The 19,417-nt window shown below is 34.4% G+C and carries 16 protein-coding genes; 9 read left to right on the top strand and 7 right to left on the bottom strand.

Annotated elements, in window-relative coordinates:
• Window positions 1-15: 15 nt before the first annotated feature.
• Together thiI and U9966_RS04395 are read right to left on the bottom strand one after the other, a co-directional pair.
• Window positions 16-1,464, bottom strand: coding sequence for a tRNA uracil 4-sulfurtransferase ThiI (thiI, locus tag U9966_RS04400; protein ID WP_306347311.1), 1,449 nt, complete (start codon window positions 1,462-1,464; stop codon window positions 16-18).
• A 160-nt stretch (window positions 1,465-1,624) separates the two neighbouring features.
• Window positions 1,625-3,676: a hypothetical protein gene (locus U9966_RS04395; protein WP_306347312.1), complete on the bottom strand. Its 2,052-nt coding sequence runs from the start codon at window positions 3,674-3,676 to the stop codon at window positions 1,625-1,627.
• A 491-nt stretch (window positions 3,677-4,167) separates the two neighbouring features.
• On the opposite strand from U9966_RS04395, the gene sbcB reads away from it, so the two are divergent.
• The 6 genes from sbcB to U9966_RS04365 all read left to right on the top strand — a co-directional run bounded on the left by sbcB (window position 4,168) and on the right by U9966_RS04365 (window position 10,588).
• The gene (sbcB, locus tag U9966_RS04390) at window positions 4,168-5,709 is read left to right on the top strand and encodes an exodeoxyribonuclease I (protein ID WP_306347313.1); all 1,542 of its coding nucleotides are present in this window, start codon (window positions 4,168-4,170) and stop codon (window positions 5,707-5,709) included.
• A complete protein-coding gene (gene sucC / locus U9966_RS04385; protein ID WP_306347314.1) occupies window positions 5,710-6,903 on the top strand; it encodes an ADP-forming succinate--CoA ligase subunit beta in 1,194 nt (397 codons plus the stop codon).
• Entirely contained in the window at window positions 6,884-7,756 is an 873-nt protein-coding gene (sucD, locus tag U9966_RS04380) for a succinate--CoA ligase subunit alpha (protein WP_306347315.1), read from the top strand. The genes sucC and sucD overlap by 20 nt, the downstream gene beginning before the upstream one ends.
• 72 nt (window positions 7,757-7,828) lie before the next feature.
• Complete coding sequence (locus U9966_RS04375) at window positions 7,829-8,053, top strand: YejL family protein (protein ID WP_211597704.1); 225 nt, start codon at window positions 7,829-7,831, stop codon at window positions 8,051-8,053.
• Window position 8,054: 1 nt separating this feature from the next.
• Entirely contained in the window at window positions 8,055-9,749 is a 1,695-nt protein-coding gene (locus tag U9966_RS04370) for a DUF3413 domain-containing protein (protein WP_306347316.1), read from the top strand.
• Window positions 9,750-9,817: 68 nt separating this feature from the next.
• Window positions 9,818-10,588 (top strand): Nif3-like dinuclear metal center hexameric protein, encoded by a 771-nt coding sequence (locus U9966_RS04365; protein ID WP_306347317.1) that lies wholly within the window; start codon window positions 9,818-9,820, stop codon window positions 10,586-10,588.
• Between the two features lie 5 nt (window positions 10,589-10,593).
• Here the strand turns inward: U9966_RS04365 and U9966_RS04360 are convergent, their stop codons facing one another.
• The 5 genes from U9966_RS04360 to yajC all read right to left on the bottom strand — a co-directional run bounded on the left by U9966_RS04360 (window position 10,594) and on the right by yajC (window position 15,501).
• A complete protein-coding gene (locus tag U9966_RS04360) occupies window positions 10,594-11,172 on the bottom strand; it encodes an ABC transporter ATPase (RefSeq protein WP_306347318.1) in 579 nt (192 codons plus the stop codon).
• 283 nt (window positions 11,173-11,455) lie between these two features.
• Window positions 11,456-12,262, bottom strand: coding sequence for a peroxide stress protein YaaA (gene yaaA / locus U9966_RS04355; protein WP_306347319.1), 807 nt, complete (start codon window positions 12,260-12,262; stop codon window positions 11,456-11,458).
• Between the two features lie 94 nt (window positions 12,263-12,356).
• Entirely contained in the window at window positions 12,357-13,325 is a 969-nt protein-coding gene (gene secF / locus U9966_RS04350) for a protein translocase subunit SecF (RefSeq protein ID WP_306347320.1), read from the bottom strand.
• Window positions 13,326-13,336: 11 nt separating this feature from the next.
• Complete coding sequence (secD, locus tag U9966_RS04345) at window positions 13,337-15,181, bottom strand: protein translocase subunit SecD (RefSeq protein WP_306347321.1); 1,845 nt, start codon at window positions 15,179-15,181, stop codon at window positions 13,337-13,339.
• Between the two features lie 29 nt (window positions 15,182-15,210).
• Window positions 15,211-15,501: a preprotein translocase subunit YajC gene (gene yajC, locus U9966_RS04340; protein WP_090922563.1), complete on the bottom strand. Its 291-nt coding sequence runs from the start codon at window positions 15,499-15,501 to the stop codon at window positions 15,211-15,213.
• Between the two features lie 166 nt (window positions 15,502-15,667).
• Here yajC and U9966_RS04335 point away from each other — a divergent pair, with 166 nt between their 5' ends.
• The 3 genes from U9966_RS04335 (at window position 15,668) to U9966_RS04325 (ending at window position 19,287) form a co-directional block, all read left to right on the top strand.
• A complete protein-coding gene (locus U9966_RS04335) occupies window positions 15,668-16,213 on the top strand; it encodes a YtfJ family protein (RefSeq protein ID WP_306347322.1) in 546 nt (181 codons plus the stop codon).
• Window positions 16,214-17,813: 1,600 nt separating this feature from the next.
• Complete coding sequence (locus U9966_RS04330) at window positions 17,814-18,143, top strand: ArsR/SmtB family transcription factor (RefSeq protein ID WP_306347324.1); 330 nt, start codon at window positions 17,814-17,816, stop codon at window positions 18,141-18,143.
• Between the two features lie 10 nt (window positions 18,144-18,153).
• Window positions 18,154-19,287 (top strand): SO_0444 family Cu/Zn efflux transporter, encoded by a 1,134-nt coding sequence (locus U9966_RS04325; protein WP_306348772.1) that lies wholly within the window; start codon window positions 18,154-18,156, stop codon window positions 19,285-19,287.
• Window positions 19,288-19,417 lie beyond the last annotated feature (130 nt).

Here is a 19,417-nt window from a genome sequence, read left to right as displayed (position 1 = left end):
GATTTCCTTTATTAATTAAATGATGAACACTTTCACATTCATAAAACCTTTCTCTTTTAAGTAAAGTGCCTGTAATTTACTCATCACTCCTCTACTACAATAAAGCAAATAGTTTTTAGACTGATCTAACTCACCAAACTGACTTGATAATTTATAAAAAGGTAAATGTTTCACTTCCACACCCTCCAATTCAAAAGCGACTTCATCCACTTCTTCAGGGCTACGAATATCTAAAACAATATCATTGTCACTAAATTCAGAAGTTGTTTCAACCGCCACAACTTCTTTTTCTGTTTGAGCTGCAATTTCTCGAATATCTAACACATCAGCATTCTCAACGGCTTGATTTAAAATCTCAAAATTAAAGTGATTTTCTTCTTCTAAAATTTTACTTTCAATGGCTTTTACGGTTGGATTTTTAGAAATCACGCCACAAAATTCTGGCATACTTTTGGCAATATCATCTGTGCCAATTTGTTTCGCCATTGCAATAATTTGTTCTTTATCGTGAGTGATTAACGGACGCAACACTAAACGCTCGGAGGCTTTATCAATTAAACGTAAATTGGTTAAGGTTTGGCTTGAAACTTGTCCTAAGGCTTCTCCTGTCACAATAGCCTCAATATTAAAACGTTCAGCAACTTTACTTGCTGCTCGCACCATCATACGTTTTAAAATTACCCCCATTTGACCATTTTCAACTTTTTCTAAGATTTCACCGACCACATCTTCAAAATTAACCGCAATAAAACGCACTTTGTGAGATGTACTATAACGGCTCCAAATATGATACGCCATTTGTTTCACTCCGATTTCGTGAGCTACTCCACCTAGATTAAAGAAACAATAATGCACACGAGAACCACGTCTTAATAGCATATAACTTGAAACACCTGAATCAAAACCGCCAGAAATCAGAGAAAGCACATCTTCTTGGGTACCGATAGGATAGCCACCTAGCCCTTGATAGCGTTCTCTAATAAATAGCATTTTATCGTGATCAATATCCACACGAACCGTCACGTCTGGCTTGGTTAATTTTACTTTTGCTGATTCAATACGCTGATTTAATCCACCGCCAATATAACGCTCTAAATCAATCGAACGGAATTCGTGTTTTCCTTTGCGTTTTACACGTACACAAAAGGTTTTATTTTCTAACTGATCTTTTACAGCAAGATACGTTTGTTCAAAAATATCGTGCATATCGGTGAAAGGCGTTTCTTCCACTTCTAAAATATGATGAATACCAGGTGTGCGTTGCAATAAATCTAACACAAGCTGTTTTTTTGTTTCATCTTTGGTGCGGACTTCAATAAAATCCCAATTACGCACAACTGTCACAGTTTCATCGTGTTTAATTAAGGTATTACGGATATTGCTGGTTAAAATTTTGATAAAGCGTTTACGAACCGAATCACTCTTAATCATAATTTCAGGAAAAAGTTTAATAATAAATTTCATAATCTGTTGTTTGTTTTCTAATTGTTGTTCTGTAAATAATAAAGCGGTACGATCCTACCATAAATTTGCAAATTTAGGGGAAAATCGTACCGCTTAAATAGAAAAGAATACCGCTTCACCTCATTCTAAATTTGGTAAATTTATTCAATTAAGTGACCGCTTATTTTTTAATATTGCTTTTAGGATACCTTGCTGGAAAAATATAAGATAAAAGCACCAATAACATTACGATAAAAATCAAACATTTAGCCACAACTATGGTTATAGAATGTCTGTTATATACTTTGGTTGGTTTTATGAGATCAAGAGTTAAAATACCTTTTGTAGTAGAAACCTTACTGATCACGCCTGCAATACTCTTTTTAGTATTCTGCCTCTTTTGTACCTTTTGAATTTTGTCCATTATGGTATCAAAAGAACTATAAGGCACAATTTCATTTAAAATACCTTCTCTTTTTAAAATAATCCCCCCACGATCCTGAGTAAGATTAGCAATATCTTTAATTTGTTTATTTTTTTGTCTATGTTGATTTGCCCAGTGCATAACCGTATTACGTAAAATATTTACAGTTTGTTGTAATGTTAATAATCTTTCATAACCAAAATACTGTTTAAATTCTGCAACAGGAAGTGGCTTATTTTTATAGTCTTGATAAAGATGAATTAAATACAAATTTTGGGGTGTTGAAAATTGTTGTGCTAAATCTTGATATAGCTGTTCACAAGAATTTGTGAGTTTCTCTGAACATACTTTATCTAATAAATTCAGCAGGTTATTTGGTTCAATAATTTTAACCACAGGTGCAGAACCCATTGAATAGCTAGATATAATTTCTTGTTCTGGTGGTTGAGATAAATTATTTTTCAATCCACTGTATTTTCTTGAAAAATAAATATCCTTTAAACGTGAGTAACTGTTTTCTATTTCAAAAAAATCACCTTCTGCTAAAGCAATGAGTTCATCAGAATCTTGTGGTAGTTGTAGTCGCTCTTTAGGGAAAATACGAATAGCATTAGGGTCGAGTTGATTTGAATGATCAATTTCTACATCCACATTATTTGTTAAATCGATAAAATCAACATAATCCCCCCTTTTTGCATTTAATAATTCCTTAGGTTGAGAGAGTATTTTATGATTATTTTTCAATAAATAATGCTCTACAGCAGTAATATTTTCTAATAATGGCGGTGTGGTGAAATAAAATAGAGCAAACCATAACATAGCAAAAAAAGAAAATGCCCCTAAACGATCATTTGGTCTTGGTGGATGTTTTTTATAATGTTCTTCAACGGATAAACCATTTGCAACACTTAATAAGGTGTAATGCTTACTCTTTTCATCAAATACCACTTCTGCTTCGGTACTCTCTTGTTGGCTTTTATTTTTATCATTTAATTGATTTTTATAACCTTCTGTAGTCGGAAAATTTAAACCAACAAAGTAAGTTGATAGGGTTACTCTGACATCTTCTAAGTGTTTAGTTGGCAAAAATTTTGGTGTGCCTTTAATCCTTTTTACTTCTTTTATAACAGCATTTTTGGATTTTGTTTTTAGTACACTATAAATCATCAACACTATGCTAATCACCGCTGCACTTTGCCATATATTTAAAAAAAGCATTTGTTCAGACATTAAACTCATCAAACAAAATAACAACGCTAAACAGAAATAAAACAGCCCCCAACCATAACTTATTTTGCTTTGTCTAACACGATATTCTATTTTGCTTTCATTACGAGTAGATAAAACTTTTGCTTCTGGTTTAAATCCCCATAATTCAATATTTGGTTGTAAAAAATTATGCCCATTCACTGATATAGCGGTCGCATACAGTTCACGCCCAACTTTAGTCACCACGTATTCAATGGTATTTTCTGCTATCAAAAAATTATCTAAAGGATAAGGAAAAAAGATATTAATGCCGTCAGCCTGTATTTTAACGCTTGTTTTCTTCATTCTTGGAAGAAATAATTTTGCAAAGGTAATTTTTGCATTATTGAGTTGATAAATCTGATCAGAAACCAGTGACAAAGAATGAATAGTTAAATGGGAGGATAAAAACACTTTTTCTTGCTCTGTTATTTTACGAATAGGATTAGTTGGATGTTTTAATCGATTTTGGCTTTCTAGAGACAAAGTTAAGTATTTAAGAGCAGAAAATGCCCCATAAGTCGATGTAATAATAACAATAAGTATTAATAAGCTTTGCATTTTAATTTCTCTTATGATCTCTTTTTATATTAACTTCCAACATTTGCGAATTTAACTCCGCTAACTACCCGCTTATTTATTTTAAATATCTTACTGATAAAATATAACTAATCAAGAGCATAAAAATGTAATCATATTGTAGAAGCTGGGGATACCCTGTTTTCTATCTATTTTGCACAATTATAATATCATCACATTTATCCCAAATTTCTGAATATCCATTCGTCAATGCATACTTTGACGCTACGTTTTGTGTATCCACCCTACGTATATATGTGAAATTATTAAATTTGTAAATTTTTGATTTGATCTACCCGCTATATTTATGGCTAATAATATTTTGTGGGAATTTTTATATCAAGCTATGGGAGGATATACGCAAACTACGTTTGCTAATCACTCCCCTACAACAAATATATCAGTTATTTTTATAATTTTTACCGTTATAAATTTATGCTACAATTCCTCCAAATTTACTATCAAAATAAGCAATGAATAAACAGACCTTTTTTATTTACGACTACGAAAGTTTTGGAATTAATCCAGCCAGTGACCGCCCTGCTCAATTTGCAGGTATTCGTACTGACAGTGATTTTAATATCATCGGCAAACCAGTAATGTTTTATTGCAAGCAAACACCTGATTATTTACCTTCACCTGAAGCAGTAATGGTAACAGGTATTACACCTCAACACTGCAATAAAGAAGGCTTGGTTGAACCTGAATTTAGTGAGCGTATTCATCAAGAATTTAGCCAACCGAATACTTGTGTAATGGGCTATAACAATATTCGTTATGATGATGAAATGACACGTTATACTTTCTTTCGTAACTTTTTTGATCCTTATGAATATAGCTGGAAAAATGGTAACTCTCGTTGGGATTTGCTTGATGTAGTACGAGCCTGTTATGCGTTACGTCCTGATGGTATAAATTGGGCGTATGATGAGGAAGGTAATCCAAGCTTTAAATTAGAAAATTTAACTAAAGCCAATGGTATTGAGCATAGTGATGCCCACGATGCGATGGCAGACGTGTATGCAACCATTGGAATGGCAAAGTTGATTAAACAAAAACAACCAAAATTATTCCAATTTTTCTTTGAAAATCGTGGCAAAAAAGCCATTGAAAAAATGATCGACACAGGTGAAATGACGCCTCTTGTTCACGTATCTGGAATGCTGGGCAATTATCGTGGAAATACTGCGTGGGTGGTACCTATTGCGTGGCATCCAACCAATCAAAATGCCGTAATTGTGTGTGATTTAGCGGGTAATGTTGATGATTTGCTTAATGAAGATCCTCGTGTTTTACAAGAACGACTTTATACGAAAAAAGCATTATTAGAAGAACAAGGCTTGTATTCTGTTCCGTTAAAATTAGTGCATATTAACAAATGCCCTATTATTGCACCTGCAAAAACCTTATTACCTGAAAATGCCGATCGTTTAGGGATCGATCGTAGCTACTGTTTAGAAAATTTAAAACGTTTAAAACAACATAAAAATTTAATTCGAGAGAAAGTAAGCGATATCTTCAGTGAAGAGCGAACCTTTGCAGAAGCGACCAATGTTGAACTTACGCTGTATGAATCCTTTTTTTCTAATGCAGATAAAAATAATATGGCAATTTTACGCACCCTTAAACCTGAAGAATTAGCCAATCACGGCTTAAAATTTAGTGATCCTCGTGTAGAAAAATTACTATTCAATTATCGTGCCAGACACTATCCTCACACACTCACTCGTAGCGAACAAATTCGTTGGCAAAAATATTGTGATCAACAAATTAATGAAAAGGCACAACAATTCAGTCAATCAATTAATGAGCTATTTAATCAATATCACGATGATGAAGAAAAGGTAAAATTATTAGAAGATCTGACCGCTTATGCTGAGCAAATTTCACAAATTCAGCCTGTCAGTTATATTAAAGAAGATAAAAATGATGATTTAATTGATAAGTTAAATAAAGTGGCGGAGCAAGATTGTGATAAGCAACAAAAACTTAAAGTATTGAGAGAGTTAATCTAAATGAACTTACACGAATATCAAGCTAAACAACTGCTAGCTCAATATGATATTGCTATTCCTAAAGGAATAGCTTGTCAGAATTTAGCACAAATAAAACAAGCGTTACAACATATTCAATCATCACAATGGGTATTGAAATGCCAAGTGCATACTGGTGGACGAGGTAAAGCAGGTGGAATAAAAGTAGTAAGCAATGAAGCGGATGCATTAACCTTTGCCAATCAAAGATTTGGAAGGCAATTAGTGACTTATCAAACTGCTCCTATGGGGTTGCCTGTACACACCATTTATGTAGAAGAAAATACAGCAATTGAACGTGAAATTTATATCAGTGTTGTCATTGATCGCTCATTACAAAAAATTGTATTTATTGCCTCAAGTGAAGGAGGAGTAAACATTGAAGAGATTGCTCAAGCACACCCTGATTTAATTTATAAAACGATTATTGACCCCTTAGGTGCAATGCCTTATCAAGGACGTGAATTAGCATTTAAATTAGGATTGCAAGGCAATCAAGTTAAACAATTTACACAATTTTTTATGCAGCTCGTGACCTTATTTAAGCAAAAAGATTTATCCTTATTAGAAATTAACCCTCTTGCCATTACTCAAACAGGGGATTTGGTCTGCTTAGATGCCAAAATGATTGTGGATGATAATGCTCTCTACCGCCAAACTGAATTACAACAATTTAATGATCCTACTCAACAAGATCCTCGAGAAGTCATTGCAGAATCTTATCAGTTAAACTATGTTGCCCTCAAAGGTAATATTGGCTGTGTGGTCAATGGTGCTGGGCTTGCAATGGGAACAATGGATAGTATAAAAGCCTTTGGTGGACATCCTGCTAATTTTCTTGATGTGGGAGGTAAAATTACGGCTGAACGAGTAACAGAGGCATTTAAGTTAATTTTATCAGATCACGATATTAACGTTATTTTAGTCAATATTTTTGGCGGTATTGTACGTTGTGATTTAATCGCAAAAGGAATTATTGCCGCAGTCAATGAAATCGGAATTGAAATTCCCGTCATTGTACGTTTAGAAGGTAATAATGCTGAAATTGCTCATCATATTCTTTCTGAATGTCACTTAAATATTATCAGTGCAACAAACCTTACACAGGCAACACAACTTGCCGTAGAGGTTGCAAAAAAAAATAAGGAAATCAATAATGGCAATTTTAATCGATAAAAATAGTAAGGTAATTTGTCAGGGATTTACGGGTAGTCAAGGCACCTTACATTGCACCGATGCACTGGCTTATGGTACACAGCTTGTGGGTGGCGTATCTCCAAATAAAGGAGGAACTACGCATTTAGGCTTACCGGTTTTTAATACTGTGCGTGATGCCGTAAACAATACGGGAGCAACAGTGTCTGTTATTTACGTACCTGCAAGTGGCTGTAAAGATGCTATTTTAGAAGCAATCGATGGCGGTATTAAACTCATTATTTGTATTACAGAAGGTATCCCTGTATTAGATATGCTTGAGGTAAAACAACGTTTGAACCAAAGTGAGACAATGATGATAGGTCCAAATTGTCCGGGAGTCATCACGCCAGATGAATGCAAAGTTGGGATTATGCCTGCTCATATTCACAAAAAAGGCAAAATTGGGATTATTTCTCGCTCTGGAACACTGACCTATGAAGCAGTAAAACAAACCACGGATGCAGGATTAGGGCAATCGACTTGTGTCGGCATTGGTGGAGATCCTATCTCAGGCTCTAGTTTTATTGATATTTTAAAACTCTTTGAGCAAGATCCACAAACAGAAGCAATAGTAATGATTGGGGAAATCGGAGGAACTGCCGAAGAAGAAGCCGCTGAATTTATTAAACAGCATATCACCAAACCAGTGATTGGCTACATCGCAGGAATAACTGCCCCAAAAGGAAAAAGAATGGGACACGCAGGGGCAATTATTAGCGGAGGAAAAGGAACCGCAGAAGAGAAATATCGAGTATTACAAGAAGCAGGTGTCATCACTGTCAATAGCTTAACGGATATTGGAAGAATACTGAAAGTTACCCTCAAAAAATAAGCGGTAAGATCTACATAAAAATTTACAAATTTATGTTATTATTATTCCAATTATCTTACAAAAATTTTTACTATGGCTATAAAATCTAAATATAACAATGAACAATTAGATACACTACTCAATGAATTGATTACTGTATTAGAAAAAAATAAAACCCCTGTTGATCTTTCATTAATGGTGCTTGGTAATATGGTCAGCAATATTTTACTGAATAATATCAATGACCCTGAACAACGTGAACATTTGGCAGACACCTTTTCACAAGCTTTAAAAAACTCATTAATGACTAAACACTGATATGTTTAAATTATTTCAACAACGACCTGAAGCTGAAGCACTTTCTCAACGTATCACGTGGGGACACTGGTTTAGTTTTTTTAATATTGGTATTGTCCTTTTTATTGCTTCTCGTTATGCATTCAATGCTGACTGGCCAAATACCTTGTTAGGAAAATTGTATTTCTTTATCAGTTTATTTGGGCATTTTAGCTTTATCGTTTTTGCTGTTTATTTATTACTACTGTTTCCATTAAGTTTTATTATCAGAAACCAATTAGCTTTCCGAGTTACCTCAGTAATTATTGCCACGATTGGAATGGTAATACTGTTAATTGATACGGAAATATTTAAAACACTCTATTTACATTTATCTCCTCTGGTTTGGAAAATTTTTATTCGCCCCAAAGAACTGACGTCTTTAATTCATTGGCAAATGATCATTCCTATTCTAGCCATTTTAATGGCAGAAATTATCAGTTCTTATTGGATATGGCATAAGCTACGTCGCTTTGCTCGTCAAAGATGGGGAAAATTTGTTGCACTGTTTTTCATTTGTTGTTTTACTGCAACACATCTTTTTTATGCGTGGGCAGACATTACTTTCTATCGTCCAATTACCGCACAAAAATCAAACTATCCGCTCTCTTATCCAATGACAGCAAAAACATTTTTTGAAAAACACGGTTTAGCCAATCATTCTGTTTTAGAGCAACAGATCAAAGAACACGGTCGCCCAGAAGCCTTTTATTTAGATTACCCTAAAAAAATACTAAACGCAGATAAAATAGAAGAGAAAACAAATGTAATTATTGTAAATATTTCGAATTTAAGTAATAAGGCAATTTCTTTAGAAAAGATGCCAAATTTAGTCGATATTCGTCTAAATTCACTTAATTTTACTCAACATTACATTGCAGGTGATAGTGCAATGGCGAGTATTGTTAATTTATTTTATGGATTAACAGGGCAATATGTTGATTCTATTTTAAATGAACAAAAATCATCACCATTAATTGATATTTTAAAACAAAACCAATATAAATTTGGACTGTTTTCCGCCAAAGGATTTAAAGCACCTATTTATCACCGCTCATTATTCAACCAATTAAAATTACATACTCCCCACTCTAATCAGCAAATGATTATTCAATGGAAAAAGTGGATAGAAAATTATCATACCGCTCCATTTTTTAATTATTTAGATCTTAAAGTAGCCAAAGAACAAATTCTTGATAAACAAATTGCTCAGATTTGGAGTACCCTAACAGAACAAAAATTGCTTCAAAATACGGTGGTAATTATTACCTCAGATTTAAGCAAAAAGACGGAAATGAAGAATTCATTTGATAAATTACGCACTCAAGTACCTATGATTATGTATTGGAAAGGGCAAACAGAGTCCTATGAACAGCTATCCAGCCATTTAGATATTTTACCAACACTTTTAAACAATCTCTTTGGCGTAACAAACTCAACGAAAGACTACTCTCAAGGTATTGACCTAATAAATGAAAATAATCATAAGTGGCTATTAAGTGCGAATAGTAAATGGCGAGTGGCAATAATGCCAGATGGTAAACAATACCAGATACAGCCAAGTAAAGGGCGTTTTAAGTACTTTGATATGACTGGAAAACAGCAAAATAACGTAGATATTCCGCTTAATTTATTCTTACAACTTACTCTTGATAGTAATTATTTTATGGAAAAATAGCGGTCACATTTAAATAAAAATTTGCAAATTTATCTCAAAATCATACCGCTTAATAAAGGAAAAAAGTAATGTTAAATAATTTAGAATTAGAACATATTTTAAACATAAAATTAAATAGCCAAGCAATTAAAGACTATGCCCCTAACGGTTTACAAGTTGAAGGAAAATCTAATATTACTAAAATTATTACAGGGGTAACTGCCTGCTTACCTTTAATTGAAGAAGCCATAAAACGCAATGCAGACGCTATATTGGTTCATCACGGCTACTTTTGGAAAAATGAAGAACCTTCTATTCGAGGAATGAAAGGAAAACGTATAAAACAGTTACTCATCAATGATATTAACTTATATGGTTACCACTTACCTGTTGATATTCACCCTGAACTGGGCAACAATACACAGCTGGCACAAAAATTAGGGATTACACAACTACACGGATTAGAAGATACTCCCTACTCTATCCCTGTTTATGGTGAATTAGATACACCCATTTCAGCCAATGAATTAGCGGATAAACTTGAGAAAATATTAAATCGAAAACCAACCCTATGTGGTGACTTCACTGCTGAATATCCTCAAAAATTAATTAAAACTATTGGGATTTGCACAGGTGGTGGGCAGGATTATATTGATCTTGCTGCTCAAAAAGGATTAGACGCTTTTATTTCAGGTGAAATATCAGAGAGAACTTACCATTCTGCCTGTGAACAAGGTATTTACTACTTTGCAGCAGGACATCACGCCACAGAGAGAGATGGCATAAAAGCAGTGGGGGAATGGCTAGCAAAAGAATATAATTTGATTGTTGAATTTGTTGATATTAATAATCCTGCTTAATATCTTTATTTACACAAAATTTGCCAATCTAATTGTTTAAATCGATCTGCAAGTTTAATTATCTCTTTTTTATAAGCGGTCACATTTGGTAAATTTTTTGCAAAATCTAACCGCTTAATTGCATATTGTATTTCACCAAATCCACATTGTGAATTACGTCCTCGAGAAACTTCTAATAAAATATTATGCTCTCTTTCTGTGGGAGGAGAAATAATTTTACTTTGTAATTCCGCATTATTAATGATTAAATCTGCTAATATTTTATGCTGTGACTTATACACATTTTCACGTATATGAATACGCTCTTCTAAAGAAATTGCAGGTCTCACTGCTACACTATTATCTAAAAAGATAAAAATAGCCTGTTGCCAATTTTTAGTATTTACCTTTTTATTGTGAGGTAAATACACAATATGCTCCATACCTTCTAATCGGCTATAATTTGATTTTATATATTCTTGTCCATCAAAAGTGATTTTTTGTGGGACTTGAAAAAACATCGCTCTAGGCGCTGCATAGCTATTCACACAAGCGGTAAGATATAAACAAAAATTTACAAAAATAAAAAGTTTTAATTTTTTCATCTTTTAGGGAAAGCTCGTATTTGAAATCCCCCCCTCCTAGCCTCCCCCCCGCAAGCGGAGGGAGGAATTTTTTGCATCGAAAGAAAAGTTTCTCTCACCTACATTTACATAAAAGAGCGATGACGACCAAAAGTCTGCACATCCTCTTATACAGTCCCCTCCTCCGCTTGCGGGGGAGGGCTAGGGAGGGGGTATTATTTATATTTTTTGTACCTTTTTGAATATTATTACTATTAATTTTTTAAAGTCAATAGTTAAAAGTTTACTGTTGCCCTGTTTCATTTTAACTACTTTTCATTTCTTTATAAGCAAGCGCTTCAATTTCAGTACGTTTAAAGACCCATTCTGTTTCCGTTGAGCTATCTTCATCAAACCAATAGCCACCTAAATTAAATTCTTTTAATTTTTCAACTTCCGTTAATTGATTTTTCAAAATATAACGCACCATCATTCCACGTGCTTTTTTGGCATAAAAACTAATGGTTTTGAATTTTCCCTTTTTTTCATCTAAAAAGATCGGTTTGATTATTGTTGCTTTTAACTCTTTGGTTTTTACTGAATTAAAATATTCGTCAGAAGCAAGATTAACCAAAATATTATCCCCTTGTTTATCAAGGGTTTTCTGTAATTGTTGTGTAATTACACTGCCCCAAAAATCATATAAATTTTTACCTTTAGGGTTAGTTAATTTTGTTCCCATTTCAAGACGATAAGGTTGCATTAAATCTAGAGGTTTAAGTAAACCATATAACCCTGATAAAATAGCTAAATGAGATTGAGCAAACTCAATTTCAGTTGTGGTTAAACTCGTTGCATCAAGTCCTGTATAAACATCCCCTTTAAAGGCAAATAGTGCTTGTTTAGCATTATTCTCATTATGTTCCAACTGCCATTCTGCAAATCGTACTGCATTTAAGGTTGCCAATTTATCACTGATTTTCATTAAACTCGCAACATCTTGAGGAGAAAGCTGTTTACAAATATCAATTAGCTGTTGGCTATAAGCGGTCAGTTGTGGTTGAGTTTTTGCAAAACTAGGGAGTTGTGTTTTGTAATCTAATGTTTTTGCAGGAGAAATAATCGCTAGCATAATATTTTCCAATTTGAATAAACTTTAATAACAATGTTGATAATAAAAGAAAGGCAGAATTAATCTGCCTTAATTACACATTGATCATTAAACCTTAATAATTAATAAAGGCTTCTTGATCTGCACCTTCTTTTTCCACAACAGGTGGGATCATATGATCACGAGTTAAACCTAATCTTAATGCAATGCCAATTGCAATGTAGATTGAGGAATAGGTACCAAATGCGATACCGATTAATAATGCTAATGAGAAGCTATGTAAGGTTGAACCACCCAGCCAAAATAGAGCTAATACCACAACTAAGGTTGTTAATGAGGTCATCAAGGTACGAGATAGCGTTTGGCTTAATGAAATATCAACAATTTCAATGGTATTTGAACGACGTACTTTACGGAAGTTTTCACGTACACGGTCGAATACCACGATACTATCATTCAGTGAGTAACCCACAACGGATAAGATCGCCGCCACAAAGGTTAAATCAATCTCAATTTGTAGTAATGAGAAAAAGCCAATTGTGACAATAACATCGTGGAATAGTGCTGCAATTGCCCCTACTGCTAAACGCCATTCAAAACGTAATCCAACATAAAGCAATAACATTGCTAATGTTGCTAATGTTCCGTAAATAGCACTTTCTGTTAATTCTTTACCCACATTTGGTCCGACAAACTCCGCACTTTTAATTTGTGCTTTTGGATCAATATGTTGATGAATAACATTAATGACATTAGTACTTACTTTGCTGTCTGCTTCCGCAGCAGGTAGACGGATCATTAAATCTTTTGTACCACCTAAAGTTTGTACTATTGCACTACCATAACCATTTTTATCTAACTCTGAACGTACTTTTCCCAAATCTGCTGATTGTGAAAAAGTGGTTTCAATCACTGTACCGCCTGTAAAATCTAATCCCCAGTTTAAGCCTTTAGTCACAATAAAAAATAAGCTAAAAGCAATTACAACCAAAGAGAAGAGATAACCCGTCATTCGGTATTTCATAAATGGGATTAGCTTATAAGGAAGCTTAATCTCTGCTGCATTTTGTTCTTTTCTTGCCATTTTATTCTTCCTTAAATCCACAATTTACTCACTCGTTTACCACCATATCGCCAGTTAACTAGCATACGAGTTCCAATAATTGCAGTAAACATTGAGATCATCACCCCTAACGAAAGCGTGATTGCAAAACCTTTAATTGGACCTGTTCCTACTGCATAAAGAATAACAGCAGTTAAAATAGTGGTTAAGTTTGAGTCAAAAATACTGGAAAACGCACCGCTATAGCCCTCGTGGATTGCGTGTTGAATTGAACGACCATTACGAATTTCTTCTTTAATACGCTCATAAATCAATACGTTAGCATCAACAGACATACCAACAGAAAGCACAATCCCTGCAATACCCGGCATTGTTAAGGTTGCACCAATTAATGACATTAAACCGATTGTTAATACCATATTTGCTAATAAAGCTGCAGTTGCAAATAAACCAAATATTTTGTAATACACTAAGCAGAAAAAGACGGTTAATGCTAAACCAAGTAACGCAGCATTCATACCTTGTGCCACATTATCAGCCCCCAAAGATGCACCAATAGTACGCTCTTGCACGATCACAATTGGTGCAATTAATGCCCCTGAACGTAATAATACGGCTAAGTTTTGCGCTTCTGCTGAAGAGTCAATCCCTGTAATTTGGAATTGACTACCAAAACGTCCTTGAATGGTTGCTACATTAATCACTTCTTCGTGCTTATCCAAAATCACTTTACCATTCGCATCTTTTTTCCCTGAATCTTTGTATTCACGGTAAAGAGTTGCCATTGGTTTTTTTAATGCTCGTTTAGTGGTTTCTGCCATTAAATTACCACCTTCACTATCTAGTTTGATACTAACTTGTGGTAACCCTCTGTCATCTTTTCCAGCCGTAGCATCAATAATATGCTCCCCTCCCACTTCAGCTTTACGATAAAGTAGTACTGGACGATTATTTTTATCTATTTTCAGCTCAGAATTGGCAGGAATAATTCCTTGAGAAACTAAGGCTTGATTGGCTTCTGTATTCACTAAACGAAATTCTAACGTTGCTGTTGCACCTAAAATTTCTTTTGCTCGAGCAGTATCTTGAACCCCTGGTAATTCAACCACAATACGATCTGCACCTTGTCGCTGAATTGTTGGTTCTGACACCCCTAATTCTTCAACACGTTTACGTAAAATTGATAAGTTTTGTTCAATTGCTGCACTACGAGAATCTGCTAACCCTGCTGCTGATGGTTTTAATAACAACACATTAGAAGAAGCATAGGTTAAATCTAAGTTATTATGATAATCACGAATAAAGCGGAATGCTTTATCTGCGGTATCGGAATCCACAAAGACAATCTCTGTTGCAAAATCTTCTAATTTTCTGACCGCTTTATATTTTAATTTTTCTTTACGCAATTCGGTACGCAAGCTGTCTTGCAACATTTCTTGTTGTTTTGCTAAGCTGGTGTTCATATCTACTTCCATTAAGAAGCGAACACCACCTAATAAATCTAACCCTCTTCGCATTGGCTTTCCGCCAATATCGGCTAACCAACTTGGTGTTGCAGGGGCTAAGTTTAATGCGACTGAATAATCATTCCCTAACACATCAGCAATTTTTTCTTTTACTGGAAGCTGTTCATTTTCTTTTTCAAGACGAACTAAAATTGCCCCTTTTTCAAGATTAATGCCTTTTGGATTGATTTTCATTGAAGATAAAACACTTTGTACTTTAGCAAGTGTTTCAGTAGTTGCGGTTTGTCCTCTAGTACCAGAAATTTGTACTGACGGATCTTCACCATATAAATTTGGAAGTGCATATAATGCACCAATGGCGACCATAAAGATCACCATCAGGTTCTTCCATAAAGGAAAACGATTTAACACAATTTAATCCTGTATTAAAATGAAAAAAATTAAAGTGATTTAACTGAACCCTTAGGTAAAGTTGCCACAACGAAATCACGACGAATCGTTACTTCAGTTGTCTCATTTAATGCCATAACGATATTTTCATCAGCAACTTTAGTAATTTTGCCCATCAAACCACCACTAATTAACACTTCATCGCCTTTTGAAAGACTATCTAAAAGTGCTTTTTGTTCTTTTTGACGTTTGGCTTGTGGACGATAAACCATAAAATAGAAAATCCCACCAAAAACGACTAACATTAAAATCATTTGCATTGTGCCACCTTGAGCGCCCATATAAAACTCCTTAAAAAATTAAATTAAAAAATACGGTGCTAAAATATCACAAAATCGACATTTAGACGAGAAAAATCTACCAAGAGGTAAAACCACTCTCCCTATCACACCTTTTAATGCTAAAATGGGTGCTTAATTTCATAATTCAATAGTAAAAGGTTAAAAAATGAAAAAATTATTTGTTTTGCTCGCTCTCTTTTCACCACTCACAATGGCTCACAATATTCAATTAAATCAAGGATTACCGAATGTTACCGTAGTTGAAGATGGTGAACTTATCAAAAAAAATAATGATATTATTTATCAAGAGTGGAACTCTCGCTCTTTAGCGGGGAAAGTAAGGGTAGTCAATCATTTTGCTGGTAGAAGTGATGCTAAAGAGAAAAATAGTGCATTAATTGAAGCAATTCGTAACGCTCACTTTAACCGTTCAACTTATCAAACTACAACTATCATTAACGTTGATGATTCAACCTTTGGTACTGGTGTATTCGTAAAAAGTAAAGCCAAAAAAGGTAAACTAAAAAATGCACATAGTCAGGTAGTGTTAGATCAAAATGGTACTGTTAAGAAAGCTTGGAATTTAAAACCAAAAGATAATTTTGTGGCAGTTCTAGATAAAAATGGTAAGGTTCAATTTGTATTCGATGGAAAACTCTCTGATAATCAAATTAATGAAGTAATTCAATTGGTTAGAAAACTTAGTTACTAGTTTTTTCGTTATATTTAAAAGCCCTTTAAACCTATAAAACTTTGAGGGGCTTGCCTTAGTTATTCCTAAGCAAAAGCATACTTAAGCCCCCCTCCTAACCTCCCCCCGCAAGCGGAGGGAGGAATTTTTTTGTACATAGGAAGAAATGCTCACCTTCATTTGTATAAAAATCCAAATTCCCTCCTCCGCTTCGCGGGGGAGGAATTTTTTTGTGCATAGGAAGAAATGCTCACCTTCATTTGTATAAAAATCCAAATTCCCTCCGCTGCTTCGCGGGGGAGGAATTTTTTTGTGCATAGGAAGAAATGCTCACCTTCATTTGTATAAAAATCCAAATTCCCTCCTCCGCTTCGCGGGGGAGGGAATTTTTTGTACATAGGAAGAAATGCTCACCTTCATTTGTATAAAAATCCAAATTCCCTCCGCTGCTTCGCGGGGGAGGAATTTTTTTGTGCATAGGAAGAAATGCTCACCTTCATTTGTATAAAAATCCAAATTCCCTCCTCTGCTTCGCGGAGGGAGGAATTTTTTTGTGCATAGGAAGAAATGTTCACCTTCATTTGTATAAAAATCCAAATTCCCTCCTCCGCTTCGCGGGGGAGGGTTAGGGAGGGGGGAATACTGTTAATTTCTAAAAATCAATAGATAAAAATTTACAGTTTTCCAGTAATTATCCCTCAATTTATAAATATTATTATTGACTTTATTTAATTAACATTCTATCACTTGAAAGAATGATTGATTATTTAATAACAATGGGGTTAAATTCGATGGAAAACTCTCTGATAATCAAATTAATGAAGTAATTCAATTGGTTAGAAAACTTAGTTACTAGTTTTTTCGTTATATTTAAAAGCCCTTTAAACCTATAAAACTTTGAGGGGCTTGCCTTAGTTATTCCTAAGCAAAAGCATACTTAAGCCCCCCTCCTAACCTCCCCCCGCAAGCGGAGGGAGGAATTTTTTTGTGCATAGGAAGAAATGCTCACCTTCATTTGTATAAAAATCCAATTCCCTCCTCTGCTTCGCGGAGGGAGGAATTTTTTTGTGCATAGGAAGAAATGTTCACCTTCATTTGTATAAAAATCCAAATTCCCTCCTCCGCTTCGCGGGGGAGGAATTTTTTTGTACATAGGAAGAAATGCTCACCTTCATTTGTATAAAAATCCAAATTCCCTCCTCCGCTTCGCGGGGGAGGAATTTTTTTGTGCATAGGAAGAAATGTTCACCTTCATTTGTATAAAAATCCAAATTCCCTCCTCCGCTTCGCGGGGGAGGAATTTTTTTGTGCATAGTAAGAAATGTTCACCTTCATTTGTATAAAAATCCAAATTCCCTCCTCCGCTTCGCGGGGGAGGAATTTTTTTGTGCATAGGAAGAAATGCTCACCTTCATTTGTATAAAAATCCAAATTCCCTCCTCCGCTTCGCGGGGGAGGGTTAGGGAGGGGGGAATACTGTTAATTTCTAAAAATCAATAGATAAAAATTTACAGTTTTCCAGTAATTATCCCTCAATTTATAAATATTATTATTGACTTTATTTAATTAACATTCTATCATTTGGAAGAATGATTGATTATTTAAAACAATGAGGTTAAAAGTGAATAAAACTATGCCATCTTCTCTTTTAAATTCAATATCACTAGAGCAAGCCGCTAAAATGTTTAATGCCTTAGGTGACCCTGCTCGCCTTCAACTATTACTGCATTTACAACAAAAAGAATGCTGCGTAAATGAGTTAGCAGAATTAGAAAACTCTAAGATTGGCACAATTTCTGCACGACTAAAAATTTTATTTGAATCTAATCTCGTTAAAAAAAGACGAGAAGAAAAATATATTTTTTACTCATTAGCAGATCATCACGTTGCACAATTGCTAGATAATATGCTAGCTCATACAAATGAGTGTTCTCACCCAACACCTTATTAAGGATACGACTATGAATAACCTAACCCTTTTTATTCAAAATTTCTTTATGCTTTTATTTGAATCAGCTCCTTGGCTTTTGTTTGGATTTCTAATGTCTGGACTAATAAAATTTGCACTTCCACCTAATTTTCTACATAAACATTTAGGAGGGAAAAATGTGATTTCGGTTGTTAAAGGCGCATTAATTGGTGCACCTATTCCTCTCTGCTCCTGTAGTGTTATTCCTGTTGCATTAGGTATTCGTCGCTCTGGTGCCTCTAAAGCGGCAACAACTTCATTTTTGATTGCTAGCCCTGAAACTGGTGTAGATTCTATTGCCGTTACTTATGCATTATTAGGTCCTTTTATGGCGGTAATTCGCCCAATTGCTGCAGTGACAACAGCAATTATAACGGGCTTAACCGTTATGTTTTTTGAAAAAAAAGAGATTGATAGTAAAGAAACGGAGTCTCATCCCCTTAAGCATTCTCATCATAATAAACAATGTTGTAGCACTAAAGAAGAACCTAAAACACATTGTTGTGCTTCTCAACAAGTGGAGCAACCAAAGAAAAGTTGTTGTTCTTCTAAACAAGAACCTCAAGACGCCCTCTCTTTTTCTAAAAAAGTGTACCGTTGGTTTCAATTTAGTTTAATTGACTTGGTTAATGATACTGCAATGTGGTTATTAATAGGATTAATTATTTCTGCAGCTATTATTACTTGGATACCTTCTGAATTTTTAGAAACTTGGGGAGCAAGTTCTTATGCTTATTTGATTATGGCATTAATGGGTGTGCCAATGTATATTTGTGCAACCTCTAGTACACCTTTAGCAGTGGGACTACTCTTTGCAGGAGTTTCACCAGGTGCAATTTTAGTCTTTTTACTTGCAGGTCCCGCAACGAATGTGGCGACCTTAGCCATTGTTAAACAAGAATTAGGTAAAAAAATATTAGTTATTTATTTAAGCTGTTTGATTTTGATAAGTTTTGTTTTCGGTTGGATTACTGATTATTTAGCCAATTTCTTTCATATAGGTTTAAAAAATCAAATGATTCAAGCGCATAGTATGGCAGCATCTCCTCTTTCAATTGTCTGTGGATTGATCTTATTAATATTAATGGCTTACGTATTATATTTTAGAAAATATTTGAAGAAATAGGTATGTAACAGGGCACCTTTTGGTGTCCTTACTATTTAGAAATAGCGATGAATGGCTAAAATGCGCCATCCAAAAATTCAGATAAAAAAGATATAATTATATATCACAAAGAAATTGTAGAAACGATAAT

The sequence above is a fragment of the Pasteurella atlantica genome, from assembly GCF_963693435.1.
GTDB classification, from domain to species: Bacteria; Pseudomonadota; Gammaproteobacteria; order Enterobacterales; family Pasteurellaceae; genus Phocoenobacter; species Phocoenobacter atlanticus.
Note: the sequence above shows the minus strand (reverse complement) of the source record. Positions and strands in the feature narration are given on the sequence as shown.